The sequence below is a fragment of the Fibrobacter sp. UWB13 genome (assembly GCF_900177805.1).
Lineage (GTDB): Bacteria > Fibrobacterota > Fibrobacteria > Fibrobacterales > Fibrobacteraceae > Fibrobacter.
Window position 1 is genome coordinate 74,740 of the sequence record NZ_FXAX01000004.1, and the last position, 25,886, is coordinate 100,625.

13 protein-coding genes are annotated in these 25,886 nt (G+C 44.3%); 1 reads left to right on the forward strand and 12 read right to left on the reverse strand.

Going from position 1 to position 25,886, the window contains the following annotated elements:
* Positions 1-59 precede the first annotated feature (59 nt).
* Genes B9Y77_RS13900 through B9Y77_RS13930 form a run of 7 tightly spaced genes read right to left on the reverse strand, consistent with a single transcriptional unit; the run spans position 60 to position 15,776 of the window.
* A complete protein-coding gene (locus B9Y77_RS13900) occupies positions 60-5,513 on the reverse strand; it encodes a M26 family metallopeptidase (protein ID WP_085492076.1) in 5,454 nt (1,817 codons plus the stop codon).
* Positions 5,514-5,551: 38 nt separating this feature from the next.
* The gene (locus tag B9Y77_RS13905; RefSeq protein ID WP_085492077.1) at positions 5,552-7,438 is read right to left on the reverse strand and encodes a hypothetical protein; all 1,887 of its coding nucleotides are present in this window, start codon (positions 7,436-7,438) and stop codon (positions 5,552-5,554) included.
* Positions 7,439-7,456: 18 nt separating this feature from the next.
* On the reverse strand, positions 7,457-8,944 hold the full coding sequence (locus tag B9Y77_RS13910) for a fibrobacter succinogenes major paralogous domain-containing protein (protein WP_176221778.1): 1,488 nt from the start codon (positions 8,942-8,944) through the stop codon (positions 7,457-7,459).
* 60 nt (positions 8,945-9,004) lie between these two features.
* Positions 9,005-10,903: a GLUG motif-containing protein gene (locus tag B9Y77_RS13915; protein WP_085492079.1), complete on the reverse strand. Its 1,899-nt coding sequence runs from the start codon at positions 10,901-10,903 to the stop codon at positions 9,005-9,007.
* Between the two features lie 20 nt (positions 10,904-10,923).
* Positions 10,924-12,501 (reverse strand): fibrobacter succinogenes major paralogous domain-containing protein, encoded by a 1,578-nt coding sequence (locus B9Y77_RS13920; protein ID WP_139829331.1) that lies wholly within the window; start codon positions 12,499-12,501, stop codon positions 10,924-10,926.
* Between the two features lie 40 nt (positions 12,502-12,541).
* On the reverse strand, positions 12,542-14,881 hold the full coding sequence (locus B9Y77_RS13925; protein ID WP_085492081.1) for a fibrobacter succinogenes major paralogous domain-containing protein: 2,340 nt from the start codon (positions 14,879-14,881) through the stop codon (positions 12,542-12,544).
* Position 14,882: 1 nt separating this feature from the next.
* Positions 14,883-15,776, reverse strand: a complete 894-nt coding sequence (locus B9Y77_RS13930) for a TIGR02147 family protein (RefSeq protein ID WP_254900054.1) — start codon at positions 15,774-15,776, stop codon at positions 14,883-14,885.
* A 195-nt stretch (positions 15,777-15,971) separates the two neighbouring features.
* Between B9Y77_RS13930 and B9Y77_RS13935 the strand changes: the two genes are divergently transcribed.
* Positions 15,972-17,090 carry an AAA family ATPase gene (locus B9Y77_RS13935; RefSeq protein WP_085492082.1) on the forward strand — a complete coding sequence of 373 codons (1,119 nt, stop codon included), beginning with the start codon at positions 15,972-15,974 and terminating at the stop codon, positions 17,088-17,090.
* A 57-nt stretch (positions 17,091-17,147) separates the two neighbouring features.
* Here the strand turns inward: B9Y77_RS13935 and B9Y77_RS13940 are convergent, their stop codons facing one another.
* From B9Y77_RS13940 to B9Y77_RS13960, 5 genes are all read right to left on the reverse strand, one after another.
* Positions 17,148-19,193 (reverse strand): hypothetical protein, encoded by a 2,046-nt coding sequence (locus tag B9Y77_RS13940; RefSeq protein WP_139829332.1) that lies wholly within the window; start codon positions 19,191-19,193, stop codon positions 17,148-17,150.
* A gap of 42 nt (positions 19,194-19,235) precedes the next feature.
* Positions 19,236-21,461, reverse strand: coding sequence for a fibrobacter succinogenes major paralogous domain-containing protein (locus tag B9Y77_RS13945; protein WP_176221779.1), 2,226 nt, complete (start codon positions 21,459-21,461; stop codon positions 19,236-19,238).
* A gap of 8 nt (positions 21,462-21,469) precedes the next feature.
* Positions 21,470-22,327, reverse strand: a complete 858-nt coding sequence (locus tag B9Y77_RS13950; protein WP_085492084.1) for a TIGR02147 family protein — start codon at positions 22,325-22,327, stop codon at positions 21,470-21,472.
* Positions 22,328-22,513: 186 nt separating this feature from the next.
* Positions 22,514-24,949: a fibrobacter succinogenes major paralogous domain-containing protein gene (locus B9Y77_RS13955; protein ID WP_085492085.1), complete on the reverse strand. Its 2,436-nt coding sequence runs from the start codon at positions 24,947-24,949 to the stop codon at positions 22,514-22,516.
* A gap of 8 nt (positions 24,950-24,957) precedes the next feature.
* Entirely contained in the window at positions 24,958-25,818 is an 861-nt protein-coding gene (locus B9Y77_RS13960; RefSeq protein ID WP_254900055.1) for a TIGR02147 family protein, read from the reverse strand.
* Between the last annotated feature and the right edge of the window lie 68 nt (positions 25,819-25,886).

The window sequence follows — 25,886 nt, forward strand, 5'->3', positions numbered from 1 at the left end:
GAATACAAAAAAAAGACCCGCAACCAAGTGTGGGTCCAAGATTCGCTAGTGCAGGGAACTTACTTCTTCAGCAGCACAGCCTTTTCTACCGGCCTGTCACCGACATGCAAAATTCCGACGTAACGACCGCGAGCAAGTTCCGCAACATCGAGCGTCTCGAAATAGTTGCCCGCAGTACGCTGTCCCAAGTCCGCTGTTCTCACCACACGTCCTTGCATATCGACGAGCGAGAACTTCACGGAAGCGGCTTTGGGGATTTCAAACAGAAGCGACAACCGAGTTCCTTGGAACATGGCAGCAAATCCAAAACCGCGTTTAACCGCAACATCAGGAATCCCGTTCGACTTGTTCAATTTCATCTCCGCTGTCGCCGGTGCACTCCAAAGCGTATCCGAGCTGAGCACAACGCCAACGCGATAAGTGAGATCGAACTTTCCGGAAGGCGACTTCGCTTTTGCAAGCGAATCGACCAAAGCACTGCTAGCAGAATCCAGCTTGAGCACCTTGACCGCAGCCGTATCCAAAATAATCGCCTCGTCAAGCAGCTTGTTACGAACGTTATTCGCCAACGATTTATTGCTTTCGAATGAAACTGCCTCACCCGTAGCCACAGGCATATTCGGCATTCCACGCAACAGCGGATAGGTCACACCTTCTTTGATATACCAGACCGAATCAAAGTCAAAACCAGTAAACGTCTTTTGCCTATGCAAGTATTCAGGAAACCAAAAAAGGCCTTCTCTGTTATGATTCTTGGGATCATATTCGAAATAAACATTGTCCTTAACCACACAAGCAGACAAATCTGTAAGTTTTCGGTCTTCAGCATTTTTTTGGCACGGTCTCTCTGCGATGTAGGAATTTTTAACTACTCCTGTATCCATTTTCACCCAAAACTCGTTTACGCCAATGGCGTACGAGTCTTCAATCAATCCACCATTAACATAAATAAAATAATTATGGCCTTTGCCAAGAGAATACGATTTTCGAATATTTCCCTCATTGCTGTTTGCAAATGCACGCGAATTAGAGGTAGAATCTATAGAATTACCAATCGCAAAAGATTTTTCGATATTTCCCTTATTCGTACTAACAAATCCATAAAATGCCGTTCCCGTAGCAAAGCAGTTTACAACATCTCCAAAATTTTCCTGAACAAAACCAGCTCCATTTACATCAACTGACGCATGCGAGTTGCGAATCACGCCATCTGCATTGACCTTTAAAGCAAAGCCCGCAACATCACGTCCTTTAATAGAACCATTCGCCACGGAATTTTCTATGGTCCCGCGGTTTTCATTAACAAAGCCACTTCCTCCATTATATCTAGCATCAAAAACATCAACCCAAGTCGTGCAAGCCGATATCAAGCCTTTATTGGTTGTAACAAGTCCAGAACCATCTTTTATACTACCCTTAAAAGTACTATTACGTATGGTTCCTTCATTTTCATAAACCAAACCACCATCAACATCAATCGTATCTGCAACAACTTTTACATAATCGACCAAGCCCTTATTTTCAAGGGCAAGTGCGGCGGACATTTTCAACCCCTGAGTTACTTCCATACGCAAACTATCAACAACAGCATCTTCACCAATCGTATAGAACAAACCGCCGATACCTACAGAAACTATATCAATCCGTTTAATCGCGTGGCCCTTTCCATGGAACTTACCTGTAAAAACAATCGTTCCTTCATGTTCATATTTAACGCCAAAGTATGAATCATATTTATAATTTCCAAACGACAAGAATCCACCCTCTTCATTAGAAGCAGAAGCATCAATATCATTTGCCAACTGATAAACAGACGACAACTTGTACTTACCATAGCCAATCGCTTTAAGGTCTTCATAAGTCTTGACTATGAACGGATCTTTTTCTGTACCGGAGCCCTTCATCTGGAATTTGGGATGCAATGTCGTCGGGCACGTATTTCCCATTGCAAACCATGCCAACACAGGATAGCAAGACGAACTTGTCTGAGTCCACGTTGTTTGGAAATCCCAATTTTCATACGATGATATATCCAACATTTCTTTAGTCGTCATGGACTTGCCCACAGAGCTATTGTCGTATTCCCAAACTTCTCCATCGTAGTAAACAGACGTGAATGTCGATTTAGAAGTTTCGCCCATCACATTCCCGGTTTTGGATTGGCCTTGGACATGGCTTGCACAAGCGATATTTTTATATGTAGATGCAGAATCTATCCCAGCAAAACCACCAACATACGAATCGCCGGACACTCTAGCCATGGACCAAGCATTCCAATAAAAAGTCTTTTTAGAACTTCCTACAAAAGATCCCACATATTTTTTTCCAGATACATTCGCTTCAGGATTGATATAGACATGTTTTGCAGAACCGCCTTCTTTTGCCCCTGCAATTACGCCGACATAATTATGGCCACTAATCGAGAGCGTATCCGTCAAAATGCTATCAATTACAGCCCCTTCGTCTAACCCCGCAATAGAGCCTACATAATTTTTTCCAACAATGGTATTATCAAAAAATGCCATATGGGAAATTTCCGATTTCGGATTCAATTTGGTAAACAGGCCAACATAATCTTCCGACGGTCGATTTATCGTCAGATTGTAAATTCCAAACATTTCAGTGACCACTTTTTTCTCAAGTTGATGTTGTTGCTCACCACCAATTAATTTACCACTAAAACCATCCTTTCCACCGATAGGTTCAAAACCAGCACAGACTCCATCAACACAGTTTTCTTCTGCCGATGCCGAAGCATTAATCAAGTGAGTCAGCTTATAGACTTTATCCAAACCATACTCATATTTACCGATATATTTCAAATCCTCGTACGATGAAATAAGGTAAGGTCTTTCGTCCGTTCCTTCACCGTCCAAAATATTGATGGTTCCATCATCAACAAGCTTTCCGGGAAGCACCGCATCCGTCCCCTCGAAATAAGGATACGACTTGCCTTCTTGAATGGTCCATACACCGTCAAAATCAAAATTCTCAAACGAGGCTTGACGCAACATTTCTTCACTCGAAAGCACAGTTCCTTCAGTCACATTCCTATTATAGGCATGGACTATCTGCGTCAGGCCGCCATCATAGTAAAAATTTTCAAATATGCCTTCACTATTGTTGATGTGATCCCCTATAACTCCATTTAGATTGTTTTTAGGACCTTTTAAGATACTAGCAGCATAAACGTTGTACACAGTATCGCCTATTAGCAATCTTGCATTGGAGCCACCGATAGCACCACCAACATCTTCATGACCTTTGACAACACTCACCGCATAGCCATCTTTGAGGTAAGAGGCAAAACAGCCGATAAGGCCTCCAACATTTCTCGATCCTTTAACAGTGCCCGTGCTACCCACCTTGAGAATGCTGTCTTTATACGCGGCACCAATAAGACCACCCACCTGATCATCCCCTTTAACATCACCATCATACGAAACAACATTACTTATAAAAGATTTCTCTATTTGACCGCCAAGCACACCAGCATATTCCCCACCACTAACTTTTGAATTTTTAAAGACAAGATTTTTTATTGATGATTGACTTGCAAATCCGAAAAGCCCTGCATAAAATTGGTTTTGCGTATCGACAGTCAAACCTTCAATAACATGATTATTCCCTTCAAAGGTTCCCGTAAACGGTTTACGTTCTTCTCCAATAGGGGTAAAGTTTGAGGAAGAAGCATCGATATCTTCGACAAGTTCATAGTTCGCAAGCAACGGATGGCTAATGCTATTGCCTATTTTCTTTAGGTCTTCAAAAGTCGCAATTTCAATATGATTTGGCACAGCCATATAGCTGGTTGTTCCCCAAACTGTATCGGACTCATTGGCGTAACCGATTCTATAGCTGTAATAAATGGAATCCTTGGTTTCGTTCAAACGAACAAGTTCCAGCCACTTACCAAACAGTTCGTAACCGACATCTTTTTCAGCGGCAACTATAGGTTTCTCTTGCCATTTCGCCGCTTTTGTGGGGACAGCGACAGCAATAATATTTGCGGTAGCCTTTGCATTTTTACCCAAGTTCGCCAAATAAGGATAAGACTCGCCTTCATCAATATTCCAAATGCGTAAAGAATCTCCCGATATTTCTTCAAAAAAATCACACGCTTCATAAATATGAGACGTATGTCCTTCATATTCAAATTTAAAATTGCATTTTGACATTTCTTCCCATCCAGCAAAACTGGATAAATGCTTCATAGCAGCATCCGAAAGTCCAATACCCACTTCACTCGTATCAATCCCAGCCAAATCAACATTCCAATAGCAACTATTTACAGAATCCCCTTCGCTAAACCCGCTGACATATAAATACGCAGAATCCCTATCATTCGGCAATTCAATTTTCCCGACAGAATAACTCCCATAAATCGATCCCCAGTTACCACCTGCAAAGCTACCCGCATATAAATACTCGTTTCTCAATACTTTTACAGAGCCCATGGCATACGAATATTCAATTTGTCCACCGCGAGAATTTTCACCGACCAAGCCACCAACAGTTCCATATCCCGTAACATTTCCCGTCGCGTAAGCTTCGGATATTTTAGCCTTGTTCAATCCAACAAGCCCACCAATACATTCCGAAAAGTATCCCTGATTAAAAGACATGATATCAACAGAGGCATAGCTCAGCTCAACAAAGCCATCTTCATTCAACCCGACAAGGCCACCAATGTTCGACGCAGCCTTTTCAACCTCAGGAACAATAATCCCCGTAGCATAGCTTTTAGTAATTGACGGGTGTACACGAGAATTACTTTCACCAACAAGACCACCTACATTCTTAGATTCTTTATTAATCCCTACAAATATTTCAACATCGGCAAAACTTTCTTGAACATGACCTTCAAGGGTACCGATTAAACCACCCACATTTCTTCGACCTTGAACAACCCCTTCAAACGATGAGTTGCTAACAAATGATTTATTCGTTTCCAATTGACCAACAAGACCACCGACATAGCGCAAGCCTTCTACATGGCCATCCTTCACATGGACATTTGTAATTTGCCCCTTAGATAAGCCTACAACACCGCCAACATAATCCGAATGAGGAGCGTAATCCGTATCATATCCACCATACACTCTCAAATGTTCGAATTTTAGATTGGATAAAGAACCTTCCAATTGTGCAATAAAACCTACATAGTGAAGGCACGGTAGCCATATACGGAGATTCTTGATAACATGGTCTTGACCATCGATGCTACCGGAAAATGGGATAACAGCAGTCGAGTTTTGAACTTGACCAATGGCAATAAAACTATTGCACACATGACCGTTACAGTATTCATGCTCCGATGCCGATGCATCAATATCTTTTGTCACGATGTAATTTGACGAATAAAGATAGGCGTTCTTGCCAATAGATTTCAAATCTTCATAATCTTCAATTTGAAACGGCTTTGCTATGGAGCCGTCACCTTTCATAATGCCGTTCGCGGCAAATGCCTGAACAGCAAATAAAGCTACTGCAGTTGCAAAAATCAATCTCATATTTTTACCATTCCTTCTCATTTCATCTTATAAAAGCATTAATGTTTATAAAGCGTTGTCTTTTCAAAGACCTTGCCTGCACTATGCAAAATTCCAATGTAACGACCACGAGCAATTTCCGCAGCATCGATCGTTTCGGAATACGCACCCGCGGCACGTTGTCCCAATTCCGCTGATTTCACAACACGCCCCTGCATATCGACGAGCGAGAACTTCACAACACCCGCAGTCGGGATTTCAAAGCGGAGGGAAACAAGCTGGCCTTGGAACTTGGCTCCGAACGTTTGCGTTTTAGCAACAGTTTTTCTACGAACAGCCACACTTTCTTCAGAGACATATATAAAGAAATCTTCAAAATTTACGTTTTCGTTAAAATACGGGTAAGATTTTCCTTCGTCAAACGCCCATACATTTATAAATTTATCCGTTTTGCACAAGCATTCTTCTAATGTATAGAGGTTTACCGCTTCACAGCTTTTCTTTTCGCATGGTGCATACGCATAATACCCAACAGTATCCCAATCTACAAAAGAAGACTTCGTCATCATTTCGCTAGTGGAGAGCCCTTTGCCTGCACTGCCGACACTTAATCCAGAAATTTCCATGTCCCAGTAAGAATTCTCAACTAATTCTTCATTTTTTCCAACTAGGCCTCCGACATCTTCATTTCCTTTGATTGTCGTTGCCGCGTAGCTATTCAAAATGCTTCCATGTATCATCCCGCCATTTAGACCGACAAGGCCACCAACATTTTTTACCCCTTCCACGGAACCTTGAGCGTAAATATTCTGAACATCGCCCGCATTAAATCCAACGGCACCACCTACAGATTCAACACCCTTAACACTCCCATTTGCATAAGAATAAATGATTTTACCATTATTACGGCCAACGATTCCTCCGACATCTTCATCGCCCTCTATATTTCCCGTAGCATGGGAGAGAAAAACTACACCATGAATATTTTCGCCGACAATGCCACCCACCGATTCCACTTCAATTTCCGAAACATCCATTCTAGAGCAAACAGGTTTCAAAATGTCCATCGATGAAACACAATTAATACATTTTTTATAAAAAAATCCATCATAACCATAAAATTCACCGATAACACCTCCAAACGACTCCATCTTTGAAGTAGTCCATCTAGAACACATTGGCGTAATTGTTCCGCTAGAACGACTGTTGATCACTTCCCCACGCTCCATATATCCAACAATACCTCCGGCATTATCACTCGCAACAATATTTACATCAACAGAGGCATTAACAATCGAACCTACATCAATATTAGAAACAATTCCACCTACATACACACCCCCTGTAACATCACCTTGATATGACACGTCTTGAAATGTTAAACCGTAATCATCAAACCTATATGCACCAACAAGACCGCCCACATCACGACCACCTTGAACAAAACCATTCGTCACATGAACATTATTTACTGTTCCACATGCAGCACCAGCCAAACCACCAACCCGCATTCCATTTCCAAACACTGTGAGCTTATCGATTTTTAAATTGGAGATTACCGCTCTTACACTTGAGAAAAGCCCTAAAGAATCACCACGTACTGTATCGCGAATATCCAAGTTGCTGATTGTATGATTTTGTCCATCAAAGGTTCCGTCAAAAAGAATGTTCCCCGCAGCATCCTTGTTACGACCAATCGGCGTAAAGCCCTTGCATACATCGCCATTGCAGTTTTCACTCTTCGATGCCGAAGCATCAATATCCTTCGTCAAGATGTAATTGGACGAATAGAGGTAAGAGCCTTTTCCAATCGCCTTGAGGTCTTCGTAATCCTCAATCTGGAAGGGATTTTCCGCAGAGCCGTCGCCCTTCATGGTGCCATTTGCAGCAAATGCAGGCACCGCAAGCATAGCCAGCAAAACACGAACAACATTTTTAAAATTCATACCATTCCTCACTCAACTTTATTTTGAATCCTTGATGCAACGCACGGAATACGCATTATCCTTAAGTGCATCGCTAAATGAATCTATAGCCGCATACTCGGCAACAATACTACGTGCGTAAGAAGTCGTATCTGGATTTTCCGAGGCTACCCAAAGATAGGCCGTATATCCCTTGAGATTAAAGGTTCCGCCACCATGCCTGAATCCGCCAGGAAGCAGCGAGAAGCCATAATTATCACCATTTTCAAAAGATATCCATCCAGTTTTTGACTTGAGAATTTTACCCGCCTCATTCCAACCGCCCACAGCTTCAACCAAAATCTTCCAATCAGTTGTATCGGGCAAATGCCAACCAGAAGGACAAATTTCCATCGCCACATCCCATGTGTAGAGGCGGCCATACATATCGCAATATGTCGTAGAATCATTGTAGCAATAGCTATTTTCTGTTTTGTAGTTCAAGTTTTCGGCCATCCAAACTTGATTGCCGATTTTAACAGTCTTGTAAATTTGAGCATCACGTTCATCCGTCAGTTCGCTATACTCGCACGTATCAACGCCATCAGTCTTGCAAGGAGCCTCATAAAGACTGTTGCCAGACCCTTCGCCTCCGTTGGATGACGAAGATGAACCATGCGTTGTCGAAGATGACGAAGCCATCAAAGCATCTACAAACATTTCGAATGTTGGGACTTCATCGGTGTATCCCCAGCTTTCAATGTTCTTGCGAATCGTATCGAGCTTGCCATTTGCCGTTGCAGCAACAGCCCATTCAGCAATTTCAGTTTTCGTTTGGCTATCATTCCATTCGCCGTCTTGAACAATGTCATCGGCAAACTTTTCCAAGCGTTTTGCAAGCACGCCCACATCTCCATCGCCTTGCAAGAGAACACCCACCGCCAAAAGTGCCGCATTTTCGTTGCCAGCATCAAAGATATTCAAGTCTTCGAATTTGAGATTTTCATCCATCGCTCCTGCCATACCGAACGACATGAGGACTTCTTTTTCGGCCTGTTTTTTAGCTTCAGCAAAAGACATTTCTGTAGCTAGAACTTTCACGCGACCGTACTCCAAACTCGTAAGCACATTAACGTTCACGTTCTTGCGGTCTTTAAGATTTGTAATCGCTTGGAGCGTTACCACATCCGCAGATTTCGCTCCTGTAACTTCGTTGAGGTAATAACCGGAAACTTCAAAAACGGCACATGGCGAAGATAAGTTTATACTTGAAACATCATAGTCGCCCTTGTCACTCTTGACCGTACTTTCGAAACGTTCGCCTGTCAGTTCCATCGTCTTGCAGTCAATCCCCTGCACAGTCACGGCAGAACCTTTAATAAATGGTCCTTTTTGTGCAACGCCCGCTACGTTCAAATCCGCGATAATTCCCGCATCTTCTGTAGTGCCGCCTGCAGTTTTATCGCCATCGGAACAAGCCCAGAACAAAAAAGCAAATGAAGGAACAGCAAAGAGCTTAATCCATTTTGCAAATAAAATATCACACATATTCAACATTCCTTCGTTTTACATTCTCGTCTTTTTATTGCCTAGGCACTTCCTACGTTTCTACTTTTGGAGCACCACATTTCCGTTCGACTTGCCGTTCACTCGCAGCACCCCGACATAGCGGCCACGAGCAATATTTTCGACATTGAGCGTTTCGAAATGCGAGCCAGTCGCACGATGACCCAAGTCCGCCGATTTCACAACACGTCCTTGCATGTCCACAAGCGAGAACTTCACGGCACCAGCTGTAGGGATTTCAAAGCGAAGAGCAACGAGTCCACCATCAAACTTTGCACCGAAGGAACGTGATTTGGCAAGCGTTTGATTCTGAATGCGAACGGGAGGCTGCTCTGGATTATCTACAGACCTTAAATACTCAGACCATTGATAATCAATCAAATCCAAATTTTTATTGAGGTAGGGATAGGATTTGCCCTCATCTATCGCCCAAAATTTGACAAAAGCCTTTTTGCAATAACATCCATCATCCCAATTTTTTATTTCACATTGTCCTTCCTCGCAACGATCATACATCCAATAGCCCAAAGTATCCCAGCCTGCAAAAGAAGACATCGTCATCATTTTTTGCGTACTCATCCCTGTGCCGCCAGCACTCGTGTCGAGTTTAGACAATTCAGCATCCCAATAAGAATTCACAACAGATTTTTCATTCAATCCGACAAACCCACCAAATATTTTGTTATACGAACTCGAAGTATCCTCTTCAACAGTATTAGCGGCATAGCTCGTTGCGATTACACCACCATTTGAACCAACAAGACCTCCAACATTTCTACGACCGGTCACTCGCCCTTGAGCGTATGACGAATATATTTCCCCATAATCATTACCCCCAACAAGGCCGCCAACATCTTCACTACCAATTACAGAACCAAGAGCGTAAGACACATAAATTTTCCCGTGATTGCAACCCACTAAACCTCCAGCTTCATTCGCTGCCGTAAGGTAATCATCACCAGAATCATGTTCATACATCTCCACAGATCCAAGAGCATACGAAGCAAAAATAATCCCATCATTATAACCAACCAAGCCACCTACAGATCTAGCACCTTCAACGTTCATTGAGGAATAACATTGACTAATGGAGCCCTTAGAATTTTCTCCAACAAGGCCGCCAACGCCATGCACATCACGCCCCGTAACAGTCACTTTACCGCTAGAATGACTATTTCGGATACTTCCATAGTTATATCCGGCAATTCCTCCAACTTCCGAAGATTTGTCGATTAAGGATATGTCTACATCCGCCACAAGGCTATCAACGTCAACTCCAATTATACCAGCAACGCCACCAACTTGCTGGTGTCCACTAACCTTGCCTTGGAACGAAACATTTCTTAAGACGGGTACCATATCTTCGTACCCTTCAACCGGAGCATATCCTTTACCATTGATCGCTTTGCCAACTATACCACCAACACGATCGGAGCCCTTGATATTTCCATTTGTAACATGGACATTTCTAATCGTTCCGACAAGTGCAGCGGCAACACCTCCGGCATCACGAATATCACCTGATACATCCAAGCTATCGAAATTTAAGTTGACCACAGAACCAATTAGTGTTTTAATAAAACCGGCCCCACTGGCGTATCCATTGTTAATGTGCAGATTCTTGATGGTATGGCCACCCCCATCTATACTACCCCAAAAAACCGTACTATCTACGGCATCTTTATTTTTCCCAATTGTCCTAAAACCATAACAGTCGCCATCTTTATAGCAATTATCTTTCTTCGAAGCGGATGCATCGATATCCTTCGTCACGATATAATTTGACGAATAGAGGTAAGAGCCCTTGCCAATCGCCTTGAGGTCTTCGTAATCCTCAATCTGGAAAGGTTTTTCGGCAGAGCCGTCACCCTTCATGGTGCCGTTTGCGGCAAATGCCTGAGCAGCAAATAGAGCCAATGTAGTTACAAAAATCAATCTCATATTTTTACCATTCCTTAAATTTAATCCTTAATACAGCGAACAGGATATCCAGTGTCTTTAAAATGATTTCCAAACCAAACAGATCCCCCAAAGGATACAACAGCATACGCAAGCCGCTTATCATTTGAATCTTCAGAAACACTCCAAAAAAAGGCCGTACCGTTATCACCACTTTCATTGATTTCATCAGGCTCATATAAATCATAATTGGGAGCCCTTTCTCCAACAGGGAACATCGAAAAACCATAATTATCAGTGCCTGTCGAATTTTCATGCCACCCAATTTTGGAAGAAAGTGCAAATCCCGCTACGTTCGGATCATCTGCAACCGTAGAAACCAAAGTCCTCCATTCCGTTGTATCAGGCAAATGGAATCCTTCAGGACAAATCCCTTGCAATTTTTCAGGGAAATTGCAACTTCTCAAGTAACCACACAGTTGTCCATGTTCCGCATCATTCAACAATTTTACAGAATCTATGGCAGCAGCCCATGTATAAAGTCGCCCAGCGATGGCACAGCGTTCCGGCTTGTCATTATGACACCAGCTTTTCTTCAAAAGACTAGGCGTTGCAATACTATCTGCGTAATTCAAGTTTTCGGCCATCCAAATTTGATTACCGATTTTCACAATTTTATAAACTTGTCCATCTCGACTATCGATAATGGAATCGTAACCGATATCTGAATTAAAATGAGTTTCTTTAGGAATACTCCAATCAATTTTACTAGCTTCAGCCGAAGCCATATTCGAAACGTACTCCACAAAATGTATCACATATTTTTCGAACTGGGGAAGCTCATTTGCATAACCCAAGCTTTCAAGGTTTTTACGAACCAAATCCATTTGACCACTCGACAAGGCATTCGTCGCCAAGTTCGACATTTCCAATTTCAAGTCATCATTCCACGTCCCATTTTCTGCAATAGCAGAACTTAAACGTTCCATGCGTTCAGAAACATCCACATTCCTGTTGGAACTATCCGAGACTTGCATTAACACACTCACAGCAAGGAGTGCCGCATTTCCATCGCCCGCATCAAAGATGTTCAAGTTTTCAAATTCAGGAACTTCGCCCGATGTTTCAATACTGAATGCTTTAAGCACTTCTTTTTCAGCCTGTTTTTTAGCTTCAGCAAAAGACATTTCTTTATCAGCTGCAAGGTTCATCACGCGGCCATACTCCAAACTCGTGAGCACGTTGACGTTTACGTTCTTGCGGTCTTTGAGATTTGTAATTGTTCGGAGTGTTATCTTATCCGCAGATTTCACTCCTGTAACTTCGTTGAGGTAGTATCCGGAAACTTCAAACACGGCACATGGCGAAGACAAGTTTATACCTGAAACATCATAGTCGCCCTTGTCACTCTTGACCGTACTTTCGAATCGTTCGCCCGTGAATTGCATCGTCTTGCAATCAATACCCTGCACCGTCACGGCGGAACCCTTTGCAAACGGACCTTTCTGCGTTACGCCAGCCACGTTCAAGTCCGCGATGATTCCCGCATCTTCCGTGGTGCCACCAGCACTCTTGTCGCCGTCGGAGCACGCCCAGAACAGGGAGACGAATATAAGAGTAAACAGTTTATTCCATTTCATACGCATTTCCATCTAATGACCATTGACCAACCACTACTTACTAATTCTTTATGCAACGGATTGAAAACCCGCTATCCTTGAAGTCACCCGTGTAACCGGTACCACCATAAAAAATTCTGAACGAATAACCCAACTGTTTGTCACGCGTATTCTCAGTAATGCTCCAGAAAAAGGCAGTCCGATTATCAGGAGCAAATTCTGAAAAATCATAATCACGATACTTATCCCCAACAGGATACGCTGAAAATCCATAATCATCGGTGCCGTTAGCTTCTTCAAACCAACCGACACGAGAAGCGAGCTTATAGCCAGCTACACTCGCATCATTTGAAACTTGGAAAATCAATGTACGCCATTCCGTTGTATCTGGCAAATGCCAACCTTCAGGGCAAATGCCTTGATACTTCGCGGGGAAACTACAATTCGTTAGGTATCCACAGAATTGCGGATTTTCGGCATCGTTCGCGAGCTTTATAGAATCAACCGCAGCAGCCCAAGTATAAAGTCGTCCACCAAATTCACAATTTTCAGATTTATCGCCGTAGCACCAGTTTCTCTTCAAAAGGCTCGGGGTATTTACACTATCAGCATAATTCAAGTTCTGCGCCATCCAAACTTGAGTGCCGATTTTGACGGTCTTGTAAACTTGTCCGTCTCGTTTATCCACAATAGAATCATATTTAATGTTCGGATTCAAGTGATCTTCTTTAGGAATGCTCCAATTAATGTCACGTGGAGACACATACGCTTCATCGCTGCTACTGCTGCTCAATACAGCATTATTCGAAGAGCTCGACAACGACACCGCAGCAGGTTCATCCCTAACGCAACGAACAGAATGGCCATTGTCCTTAAAGCCACAGGAAAACCAAACAGAAGCATAAAAGAAGTCTGCGGAACAAGAAGTACGATCATCTTTCGATTCTTCAGAAGCTGTCCAAAAATGAACATCTCGGCTATCTTCAAAGAAAGATTGATCTCGATACTTTTCGCCAGCAGGGAACGCCGAGAAACCAAAATCATCAGTACCAGAATCTTCATACATTCCAATATGCGATTCCAGTCTTTCTCCGGCAATATCATCACCACCAGCAAAAGAAATCAGGGTTTTCCACTCGGTCGTATCCGGCAAATGCCAACCTTCAGGACAAATGCCACGCATCTTTTCCGTAAACACACAAGATTCCCCAAAGCCACATTTCTGAGGCTTTTCGGAATCTGTTGCAAGCTTCACCGAATCAATAATAGCAGCCCATGTGTACAAACGTCCTGCGACATCACAGTTTTCGGATTTGTATGCAAAACACCAGCTACGTTTCAAAAGACTCGGAGTTTTCACACTATCGGCATAGTTCAGATTTTGAGCCATCCATACCTGAGAGCCAATCGTCACCGTCTTGTAAACTTGTCCGTCACGGCTATCCACAATGGAGTCATACTTTATTTCAGGATTTAAGTACGCCTCCTTAGGAATACTCCAGTCAATATAGAAACCACTATAATTTACTGAAGGATACTTAACAAGCGCCGTTTCACCAAAGTTCTTTACGTATGTTTCAAATGAAGGTATTTCACTTGCAAAGCCCCAACTTTCAATATTCTTTCGAATCGAATCGAGTTTACCATCGGCAGCGGCTTTTTGAGCCCATTTCGCAATTTCAAGTTTTGCATAGGAATCGTACCATACACCATTCTTTGCAAAAAATTCATTGAATCTTTCAAAATGTTCTTCAAGAGTCGTGTCTTCAAATTCCGCCTGCATCATCACACTTATAGCCAACAAAGCCGCATTGCCATCACCCGCTTCAAAGATGTTCAAGTCTTCGGGTTCGGCAAAATCACCCTTGATATTGAATACAGCAAATATTTCTTTTTCAGCCTGTTTTTTCGCGTCAGCCAAAGACATCTTGTTCACGATAACCAAGTACTTCACGCGTTCGTATTCCAAATGAGTGAGCACGTTGATATTCACGCGATCTCGATTCTTGAGATTCGTCACCGCACGGAGAGTCAGCTTTTCGGAAGATTCCGTGCCAGTAAGCTCACTCAAATAATAACCAGAGACCTCGAACACGGCACATACCGAGGACAAGTTAATATTATCGATTTCATAGTCGCCACCATTACTCTTGACAGTGGTTTCATAAAATTCGCCCGTAAGCTCGAATGTTCTGCAATTAATACCTTGCACACTCACTACAGAACCCTTGACAAACGGCCCTTTCTGGGCAACGCCTGCCACGTTCAACTCGGCGATGATTCCAGCATCTTCCGTAGTGCCGCCAGCGACGCCCTTGTCATCAGAACATGCCCAAAGCATAGCCCCGACAATCAGGGTTTCTGCAATTTGGAACCATTTCTTAACCAACCACCTATTCATATTAAACCTTCTCCTCATTCCTAACATTTTTATTTGATTCCGAAACCACTTCCGCATTTTCGTTGCGGTCAGAGCGATTATCAATTCGTTCGCTCAGCGGGAACAACTGCAAATTCAGGCGGTACACCTGTTCTGTCTCATCGTCCTCACTCGCAATCGCCACAATACGACGGCGAAAATCCGCGATTTCTTTCCTGATTTTTTCGTATGCACGGCGCGTAAGCCCCATGGTAAGCCCCGACATGTCACGTTCCGAAAGCGGCAAGTCCAAAGCCTTCACCGCAAATTCCCCCATTTCACGTTGCATATCGCGAGCCGCCACAGGCACTGCATCGACCGACCCCATCGATAACGACTTGTCCGTCTGTTCGTAGTTTCCGCTCTTGTCCTTCTTCAAGAGCTTAGCGCGTACCAAAAAGTCAAGCGTCTCGGAGACCTCCGCCGCAGAAATCTGCGGCTTGCACTTGCGAGCCATTTCAAGAGGCTTGGCACCAGGCATATGCGGAGCAATTTCGCGCAGCACCGGATTTTTCCACGACTTGAAATAATCGAATTCCTCGTTCCCGAGCACACGCACCTTGTGGGCATGCGCGAGCGCACAGCGTTCTTCGAACGCGGCTCGTCTCGCCTTGTCATCTTTCGCATGCGCATACGAAACCATCAGAACAAAGTACGTCTGTTCGAACCCGGCAAGCCCCATCGCCGCAGCAACGGACCCTGCCGACCCTACACTCAGATTCTTTTTGCCCTCGCAAACGTACTTCAAATACACAGCCGACGAAAATCCCGCATCGCGGGCAAACTCGCGCCACGTAAAAGCCGAGCTGCGCTTGCGTTCATCGTAGTAATCCTGGATGAACTTGCGGTAGTCTGTGTATTCTACAATCTCCTTCATGTGTACAAATATAGACATTTCCGCAGTTTTCGGAATACAAAAATAGCGTTTTTAGCCAAATTTTACCATATTTACAGAAATTACATAATTTTCAGCAATTCAGAACACAAAGTCCGTATTCCAGGAATACAATATTCAACCTATTGACTTTCCAATTAACTTTTGGTATATTACTAAAAGTTAATTGAGGTTATTATGGAAAACCCGTTCTCTCTAGAGCCTTACACAACAAAAGAGAATTTCTGCGATCGAGAACAAGAACTCAAGGACATTATCTCCTTTTTAACCAATGGTTCAAACGTCACATTAATTTCTCCAAGACGCTACGGCAAGACGGGTCTCATTTTCAGAACATTCGAGGACCTCAAGGAAAAACATTACACTTGCATTTACGCCGACATTTTTTTGGCGCAAAGTCTAGACGATTTTATCAAAATCTTGTCTGAAGCCATCGTCAGCTCCATAGCAAACGAGTCACTGATAAAAAAATTCTTCATTGCGCTCAAGAACGTTCGACCGCTTCTTAGTTATGACTCCATGTCAGGCAGCCCTCAAGTTACATTCACCTTCCAACTAGATGAACAAAAAAAGCTGACTTTAAAATCAATTTTCGACTTTCTCGAAAAACAAGAAAAACAAATTATCCTCGCCATCGACGAATTTCAACAAATCAGAGAATTCAAAGAAAAAATTACCGAAGCCTTACTACGAACATACACTCAGCAAATGCATCATGTAAAATTCATTTTCTGCGGTAGCAAAAAGCATTTGATGGCAGACATGTTTACCAACGCAAAGAAGCCCTTTTACGAAAGCTCCAGAACAATTCACATCGACCGTATCGATTCTGAGAAGTATAAGGAGTTTATTACACATCTATTTCAAAGAGCAGAAAAAAACATTGACGAAGATGCAGTTGATTTTATATTAGATTGGACAAAGCGGCATACCTATTACACTCAGTTTGTATGCAATAGAGTATTTGCAGAATCTTCAAAAAATATATCACTAGAAGATGTCAAAAAAACTATATCCAGCATTTTACGATTTGAAGTCCCAAACTTCATTGAACGCCGCAACCTGATTACCGACAAACAGTGGAAATACCTTATCGCCGTTGCCAAGGAAGGCTCCGTAAAGCAACCAACAGCAAGCGCCTTCTTGATGAAATATGGCATAGGAAGCAGTGCCACCGCTAAAAAGATTCTTTCAACCCTTGTCGAAAAAGAACTATTGCTAGAACAAAGCGATTTAAGCGGCAAATCCTACAGCGTCTATAATGTATTTATGTCCCGCTGGATGGAAACACTATAAAAAGAAGAAATGCCTCCGCCATTCTAGGCGGAGGCTGCTCTCTCTTCTAACAGTTATTTATTCAGGCTTGCTCTTGTAGTAGACGTGGACCTCGAATTCGAGCACGCAGATATACCAAACGGTAAAATCTCCCCTAGCACTAACAGCCCCGTAAGTATACACGCTATACTTGGCCTTCTCCGTTTCTTTCTCATAAATAGTCCGGTGGTACAAACCATCAGCCGATTGCGTACCCCAAATACCACGATAATTATGATACACTGGCACGCTATCCTCCCCCACAAGGGCAAAGCCGTTATCCGCAAAGACCTGCCTAATAGAATCCGCACGCGCTTCCACTTCAGCCCTTCCCAAGGAATCGCAGCCAACAACATCTTTACACGATGGCGACATATCATGCCCTATGGTCCAAACCGACGTCAGGGAATCATCATTCCAAGCCCCATGCTGCATATTGCTTCCATATCCGTCAAGGAAGCGAACCTCTTCGGGTAATTCCGTTTCAAACCGGAGCGAGTTACGGTTTACGCTCGGAATTTCTTCAGCACCATCTTCAAGGATAACGATTTTTAAATCGTACAAATGAGTGCCCAAAAACATGTTGCGTTCCCACCATTTTGTAATGGACACCTTATATACCAGGCCATTCAACTTTCTCTCATAAACATACGCCGAATCCTCATAGACAGTGTCTACAGTATTTACAGAATCACACGCCACTTTGCCCTTATACGCAAACCCTCTTAAAGCAAGGGTATCCGCCAAGACTGCAAGCAGGGAATCTTGATTACTAGAGTAAACCCCGGTATTTTTCTTTACCACAAACCAATCCTTCTGGCTACTGCCCTCGAATTCCAGGTATCCCCTGTATTCGTCAAAGAACCGTTCCAAGAAAGAAACCTCTTTCGGCAATTCCGGGATGGAATCGTACGTGACCGGGCGGGAAGAAGAACTGAACGGATTCACGTAGGAACTCGAGGACTTCGCCTCAGAAGAACTCGACGAAGCAATGCTGGAGGAAGATTTTTCCTTGCCGCTAGACCCTTCGACAGGCTCAAGGCCCTTCGAAGAACTACTCGACTGCGGCGTGACGCTGGAAGAGGACACGCCCTTTTTGCTAGATGACGATTTGGCAGTTTCTTCTTCCGGAATCACCCACCGTCCTTTTTCGCACACGAAGTATTCGTTGTACAGTTTGCTCAGCTTGTTCACATTACGCTTGGTTTCGTTTTCGCGTTTTGCGTTGCAAACACCGAGACCGTAATTATCCCACCAGAAGTCCGTCACGTACTTTTCGAATAAAGGCACGGAATCCGCATATTTCCAGCCCTCAACATTTTTGCGCACATTCGCAAGAGTTCCCTTAAGGTCTACATCGCAAGCCCAATCCGCAATTGCGGTTTTGGCATCGGCATCATCCCAGCTGCCGCCTTCCGCAAGCGCAATGCTGAACTTGCCCATGCGTTCGGTAAGCCCCGCCACATCGACATCACTCTGCATGAGCACGCTGATGGCAAGGAGTGCTGCGTTCCCGTCGCCCGACTCAAAGATGTTCAAGTCTTCGGATTCTGCAAAGTCGCCCTCGATTCCGAACGTCGCGAGCACTTCCTTTTCGGCCTGTTCCTTCGCTTCGGCAATGGACTTTTTCTTCTCGGTCACGAGGTACATCACGCGCTCGTATTCCAGGTGCGTGAGCAAGTTAATGTTCACCGTTTTGCGGTTGCTCAAATCTGTCAGTGCACGGAGCGTCACCGTACCCGAAGATTTCTTGCCGGTGATTTCATCGCGGTAATAGCCCGATGCTTCAAGAATCGCGTACTGCGATTCAAGATTGATATCCTTGATGGCAAAATCACCCTTATCGCTCTTGATAGAGCCCTTGAAGCTCTTGCCCGTCTGCTTGAGCGTAATGCCATCCAGTTCCTGCACGGTCACCGCAGAGCCCGTGACAAACGGACCCTTCTGCGAAACACCCGCCACTTCCCAGTCCTTGACCGCGACAACTCCTGCATCACCCGAAGAGCCTCCCGCGACATTATCGCCAGTACAGCCCCAGAACAATACTCCAAGCGTAAAAATTGGTAAAATTCGATTCAACATCATATTCACTTATCCTTATTCAAAAATTAACTTATTTGTTCAACCCTAGTCCTTGACGCAACGAACACTCAGTGCATAGTGTTTGTAAAAAGCGTTCTTCTGATTTACTTCATCAGATGTAACTGTAAATGCGTATGAATTCTTTGTAACATTGCCAACCGGATTGCCCAACGACTCTTCTGTCGAGCTCCAAAATGCAGCAGCAACATCAAGACTTTGGTAATTGCCAACATAACGGTTGCCTGCAGGAATTGCCGAAAAACTATAAATGTTCGTAGCATTGGACCATTTTTCATACCCTTTAGCTTGAATCACAGACGGAATCTCACCCACAGATTCATATAATGTTCCCCATTCTGTCGATGTCGGGAGATGCCATCCATCAGGGCAAACGCCTCTCACAACATTATTAAAGGATGAATACGACGATTCGTAACCACACCCCATGCAGTTTTGGCTGAACAAGGCAAGACTATCAACCGCAGCGGCCCAAGTATACAAACGGCCATACTTTTCGCAATATTCAAGAGAATCATTGTAACAGAAGCTAGAGGAATCCAAACCATCCGACGATTTATAAGCGTAATTCAAGTTTTCTGCCATCCAAATCTGATTACCGATTTTCAAAGTTTTGTAAGTTTGACCATCACGTTCGTCAGTCAACGTTCCTGCACTAATCGACGCAGCCCCTTTAATGCAGCGAACAGCTTGACCTCCAATAACATTATCACCACCCATGAGAGCCTCATCCGTTGTACGATGAAGTCCCATACCATAAGCACTAGTAGTACCAACAAAGTAAGAACTCCAAAAGAAAGCATAATCACCCCCATCAAAAAAGTCTTTGTTATACGCAACCCAGCGACCAGAAGGTAATGCCGAGAATCCATAAACATCATCGCCATTTCCACTTTCGTCTTTAAAGTCATTCCATCCACTCGTCGCCTTAAGCGCTTTCCCAGCAGATGATGAATCACCCGTTTCGGCAATCAAGATTTCCCATTCTTCCTTGCGAGGCAAATGCCAACCATCGGGGCAAATACCTTGAAAAACATCATCTCCCAAACGGCAATACGAATTATCCGCATGAACGCCGCAATCTCTTGGATTCAATGAATCCGTAGCCAAGGCAACCGAGTCCATCGCCGCCGTCCATGTGTAAAGTCGGCCGTACTTATCGCAATATTCCGAAGAATCCTTGTAGCACCAACTTTTACCTTTTAAACTCGGCGTTTTAACGCTGTCGGCATAGTTCAAATTCTGCGCCATCCACAATTGATTTCCAATTTTCACCGTTTTATAAACTTGTCCATCACGGGAGTCGACAATAGAATCGTATTTGATTTTGGGATTCAAGTAAGAGTCCCTTGTACTGTCACTAGCCCCGGTTGATGAGCCAGTCGAATCATCACTAGAACTCTTAACAGCAGAAATAATCGATTCAAATGCAGGAACTTCATCAACGTAGCCCCAGCTTTCGATGTTTTTGCGAATAGAGTCAAGCGTTCCATTTGCCGCAGCAGAAGTAGCCCAATCCACCATTTCCGCTTTTGAGCCCTCATCAAGCGAGCCGTTCTTTGCAATTGTAGCAGAGTATTCATCCAGACGTTCTGCAATATTTGCATCGCCAGCGTTCGCCAGCATCATCACGCTTACCGCCAAGAGAGCAGCATTGTCGTCACCCTTCTCAAAGATGTTCAGGTCTTCAAACTTTGAGGATTCCCCCTCGATATTAAACGCAGCAAGCACTTCTTTTTCGGCTTGTTTTTTCACATCGGCAAAAGACATTTCTTTGCCAGCCGCAAGGTTCATCACGCGCCCATATTCCAAACTTGTGAGGACGTTAACGTTCACGCTATTACGATCCTTGAGATTTGTCAGCGTACGCAACGTCAACTTTTCTGAAGACTTTTCGCCAGTCACTTCGTTTAGGTAATAGCCCGTCACTTCAAACAATGCGCATGTAGAGGAAAGCGTCACATCGTCAAAAGTAAATTCGCCCTTGTCACTCTTGACAGTTTCTTCAAAGAATTCGTCTGTAAGCTTGAGTGTTTTGCAGTCCATGCCCTGCACAGTCACAGTGGATCCCTTAATAAACGGTCCCTTCTGCGCCACACCCGCCACATCCAAGTCCTTGATGGCGACGATGCCTGCATCTCCCGAAGCGCCACCAGCGACACCCTTGTCATCAGAACTGGAACATGCTGCTAAGAACGTCATAGAAGCAAGCGCACAAATTGACACCAGACGCGTTCTTAAATTGCGATTCATCACTCTCCTCATTTCATTTCTCCCTTTTTATTCGTCTTCTCGTTTTTAGATCCCAGCCATTCACTCAACGGGAACAATTGCACATTCAGGCGGTAGACCTGTTCCGTTTCGTCTTCCTCCGTCGCAATCGCCACCACGCGACGGTAATAATCTTCGGTCTCTTTCTTGATGCGTTCGTACGCACGGCGCGTAAGGCCAAGCGTGTATCCCGACATCATGCGTTCCGCAATCGGCAAGTCAATGGACTTAAGGGCAAATTCACCCATCTGGCGTTGCAAATCGCGTGCCGCCAGCGGCACGGCCTCTATAGGCGCCATCTTGATTGCCTTATCCGTCTGGTGGTAATTGCCGTCGCGGTCCTTTTTCAAAAGCTTCGCCTTTACCAAAAAATCGAGCGTCTCGGAAACCTCTGCCGCCGAAATCTTCGGTTTGCAGGCATGGGCAATTTCCAACGGCTTTGCGCCAGGCATGTGCGGAGCAAGTTCACGCAGCACCGGATTTTTCCACGACTTAAAATAATTGAATTCATCGCTCCCCAGCACACGCACTTTGTGTGCATTTGCAAGTGCATAGCGTTCCTCGAACGCAGCCTTTTTAGCCTCGTTGCTTTTTGCATGCGCATACGACACCATCAAGATAAAGTAATCGTACTCGAAACCGACCAGCCCCATCGCGGTCGCCACCGAGCCCGCCGACGCGATACTCAGATTCTTTTTCCCCTCGCACACATACTTCAGGTACACATCCGACGAGAAACCCGCCTTCTGGGCAAACGCGTGCCACGAAAACGCGGAACAGCGCTTGCGTTCATCGTAGTAGTCCTGGATGAACTTGCGATAATCTGTATATTCAACGATTTCCTTCATGTCTACAAATATACCTTTTCCAGCACTTTTAGAACATAAAATTGGCGTTTTTAGCCAAATTTTACCATTTTTCGCCAAAATTTTAAAAATTTCAATATTCTAGAACATGGTTGTATGTTCTGAGAACATGAAAAATCCCCGCGGCATATTGGCCGCGGGGAATTTTTCTTTACTTAAAAGTTTTATTTACTCATCCTTCACGCAACGGACACTTTGTCCATAAGTTTTTGAGCCTTGGTACAAATAGAATTTGGTATAAATGTTGTTTATATTCGAATACTGGGCTTCATACGCATCCTCTTCTTCGGAGGTCCAATAATAGACATTAGAACCAATGTTACTCCAATTAGTTGCAGAGATTCGTCTTCCAGTCGGGAGTGCCGTAAATCCATAAGCATCCACGCCGTTATTGTCTTCCGTTCCGGCATAATCCCATCCGGTCAAAGCCTTGAGGGTATCACCGGCCACGCCAGCATTCCCTAAGTACACGCTCAACCAGCCCCAATCATCACGGACCGGCAAGTGCCAACCGTCAGGACAAATTCCCTGTATCTGACGATTGCCAAGCTCGCAAGTTTTGCCATAACCGCAATCCAGCGGTTCCTTTGAATCATTCGCCAAAGCGACCGAGTCAATCGCCGCAGCCCAAGTGTAATAGCGACCGCTCACCTCGCAATATTTCGTGGTATCGTGGTAGCACCAGCTATTACCCTTCAAACTCGGCGTCTTCACGCTATCGGCGTAGTTCAAGTTCTCCGCCATCCACACCTTTGAATAATCCTTTTCTTTCACTTCGATTTTCACAACTTTATACACACGCTTATCGCGAGGGTCAACCATTGAGTCGTATTTGATATTCGGATTAAAACGCAATTCCTTAGGCACGTCCCAGCTCCATTCTTTCGTCACAACATAGCTACTGCTAGACACAGCCGCACTGCTACTCGATTTTGCAGAACTGCTGCTAGACTTCGTTTCGCCAACACTAGAACTTGAAGAAGATTTAATCGCTGCAGTCGAAGGATCACCCTTGATGCAACGTACACTCTGTCCATATTTTTTTGAACCTTGGAACAAATAGAATTTAGTATAAATGTTGTTTATATTCGAATATTGCGCTTCATACGTACCATCCTCTTCGGAACTCCAATAATAAACATTAGAACCAACATTGCTCCAGCTAGATGTAGAAACCATCCTTCCGGTCGGAAGCGCCGCAAATCCATAGGCATCTACGCCGTTATTGTCAGCCGTTCCGGCGTAATCCCAGCCAGTCAGCGCCTTGAGGCTATCTCCGGCCACGCCAGCGTTCCCCAGAGCTACGCTCAACAATCCCCATTCATGGAGCGTCGGCAAATGCCAGCCGTCAGGGCAAATTCCCTGCACTCCGCGATTAATTCCACACGTCTTGCCATAACCGCAATTCAGCGGATTCTTTGAATCGTTTGCCAAAGCCACAGAGTCTATCGCCGCCGCCCAAGTGTAATAGCGACCGCTTACCTTACAATTTTTCTCATCATTATTGTAGCACCAGTTTTGGCCTTTCAAGCTCGGCGTCTTGACGCTATCGGCATAGTTCAGGTTTTCGGCCATCCACACCTGCGAATAATCATGCTCCTTCACTTCGATTTTTACAACTTTGTACACTTGCTTGTCGCGCGGGTCGATTATCGAGTCGTACTTGATATTCGGATTAAAGCGAGCTTCCTTCGACACATCCCAGCTCCACCCATCTGTCTTGACGCTGTCGCTATTTTTTTCCTTTGAAACATTAGTAGCAAACGCATCGACCGCCGTTTCAAAATCGGGAACTTCATTTGCGAATCCCCAATTTTCCATATTCTTACGAATGGAATCCATCACGGCTTTAGCCACGGCATTCGCAATCCAGTCGGTAATCGCTTTTTTCGTATCATCATCGTTCCACTTGCCGCTTTCTGCAAAGGAATCATTGAATTTATCCAGACGTTTCGCAAGCGTTTTCACATCGGCATCGCCTTGCATCAACACGCTTATAGCAAGGAGCGTCGCATCCGCATCGCTTGTTCCAAAAATATCCAAATCTTCAAATTCGGCCGATTCACCAGCCATCCCGAATGCGGCAAGCACTTCCCTTTCAGCCAATTCCTTAGCCTCGTCGAAAGTCTTGCCCTTTTCAGTCACATAGTACATCACGCGCTCGTATTCCAAGTTCGTAAGCAAGTTGACATTCACATGCGTACGATCCTTAAGATTCGTTAACGCACGGAGCGTCATTTTATCCGAGACTTTTTTCCCCGTCATTTCGCTACGGTATTCGCCTGTCACTTCAACAACAGCACAAGCCGTAGACAAGTTCACCTTTTCAACAACAAATTCACCCATGTTATTTTTGACTTCACCCTCAAAAACTTCATCCGTGAATTCCATTGTCTTGCAGTCGATTCCCTGCACCGTCACCGCGGAGCCCTTCACGAACGGGCCCTTTTGGGAAACGCCTGCAATATCCAAGTTCTTGATGGCGTAAAGGCCTTCGCTCTGTTCGTCCGTACCGGCCGTCTTATCACCAGAACAAGCCCAAAAAGACGTCCCAAATACAAGAGCCGCCAAAAGATTCCATTTTGTCATTGTTTTAGTGAGCATAATTCTAGTCACTCCCCTCTATTTTTTGATAACACATCCATATCGCCATATTCAATCTTTTCCGTCAGCGGGAAAAGTTGCATATTCAAGCGGCAAACTTTTTCAATCTTTTTGTCGGCAGAAACAATCGACACAATGCGCTTGCGGAACGCCGCAATTTCATCCACAACCTTCTTGTAGCTTTCGGCTGTCATGCCCATCGTGATGCCGCTAAAGTGGCGTTCCGAAATAGGCAATTTATCCAAAGCGTCAAGCGCAAACTCGCCCATCTGGCGCAACAGCGAATGCACCGCCACGGCCACCACATTCAAATTTCCCGTCGAAAGCGAAGTACTCGTCTGGTGATAATTCCCTTTGATATCGCGAGTCAAAAGCCCAGCCTTGAGCAAAAAGCGCAAGCTATCACTGACATCCGCAGCAGAAATCGCAGGCTTGCACACTTTGGCAATTTCGTTCGGCTTTGCGCCCGGCATAGCCACAGCCAATTCACGAACAACAGAATGCTTCCAAGTCTCGTAGTAAGTGTACATCTCGCTGCCGAGAATTTTCACGCGATTCGCTTCACCAAGCGCCTGCATTTCCTCAAAGCACTTCTTCTTTTCCTGTTCCGTCTTTGCTCCCTCATAACGTACCAGCAAAACGAAGTAATCCAATTCATAGCCAAGCAAGCCCATTGCAAGTGCAGTCTTTTTCGCTCCTTCTTCGCGAAGACGCGTCTTGCCATCACATACAAGTTTCAGGTACGAACCCGACGCAAATCCAGCCACCTTCGCAAATTCTCGCCACGTAAACGCAGAACAACGCTTGCGTTCCTTGTAGTAATCGAGAATATACTCGCGATAGTTTTTGTATTCTGTAACCGTTTTCATGATATTAAAAATAGAAACACTGGATTAAGCATGCAATAGCATTTAATATTTTTTCAAAAACAAAAATG

Coding starts and splice junctions, on each gene's coding strand:
- B9Y77_RS13900 (WP_085492076.1), bottom strand. CDS start 5,513: ATGAGATTGATTTTTGCAACTGCAGTAGCTTTATTTGCTGTTCAGGCA.
- B9Y77_RS13905 (WP_085492077.1), bottom strand. CDS start 7,438: ATGAATTTTAAAAATGTTGTTCGTGTTTTGCTGGCTATGCTTGCGGTG.
- B9Y77_RS13910 (WP_176221778.1), bottom strand. CDS start 8,944: ATGTGTGATATTTTATTTGCAAAATGGATTAAGCTCTTTGCTGTTCCT.
- B9Y77_RS13915 (WP_085492079.1), bottom strand. CDS start 10,903: ATGAGATTGATTTTTGTAACTACATTGGCTCTATTTGCTGCTCAGGCA.
- B9Y77_RS13920 (WP_139829331.1), bottom strand. CDS start 12,501: ATGAAATGGAATAAACTGTTTACTCTTATATTCGTCTCCCTGTTCTGG.
- B9Y77_RS13925 (WP_085492081.1), bottom strand. CDS start 14,881: ATGAATAGGTGGTTGGTTAAGAAATGGTTCCAAATTGCAGAAACCCTG.
- B9Y77_RS13930 (WP_254900054.1), bottom strand. CDS start 15,776: ATGAAGGAGATTGTAGAATACACAGACTACCGCAAGTTCATCCAGGAT.
- B9Y77_RS13935 (WP_085492082.1), top strand. CDS start 15,972: ATGGAAAACCCGTTCTCTCTAGAGCCTTACACAACAAAAGAGAATTTC.
- B9Y77_RS13940 (WP_139829332.1), bottom strand. CDS start 19,193: ATGATGTTGAATCGAATTTTACCAATTTTTACGCTTGGAGTATTGTTC.
- B9Y77_RS13945 (WP_176221779.1), bottom strand. CDS start 21,461: ATGAATCGCAATTTAAGAACGCGTCTGGTGTCAATTTGTGCGCTTGCT.
- B9Y77_RS13950 (WP_085492084.1), bottom strand. CDS start 22,327: ATGAAGGAAATCGTTGAATATACAGATTATCGCAAGTTCATCCAGGAC.
- B9Y77_RS13955 (WP_085492085.1), bottom strand. CDS start 24,949: ATGCTCACTAAAACAATGACAAAATGGAATCTTTTGGCGGCTCTTGTA.
- B9Y77_RS13960 (WP_254900055.1), bottom strand. CDS start 25,818: ATGAAAACGGTTACAGAATACAAAAACTATCGCGAGTATATTCTCGAT.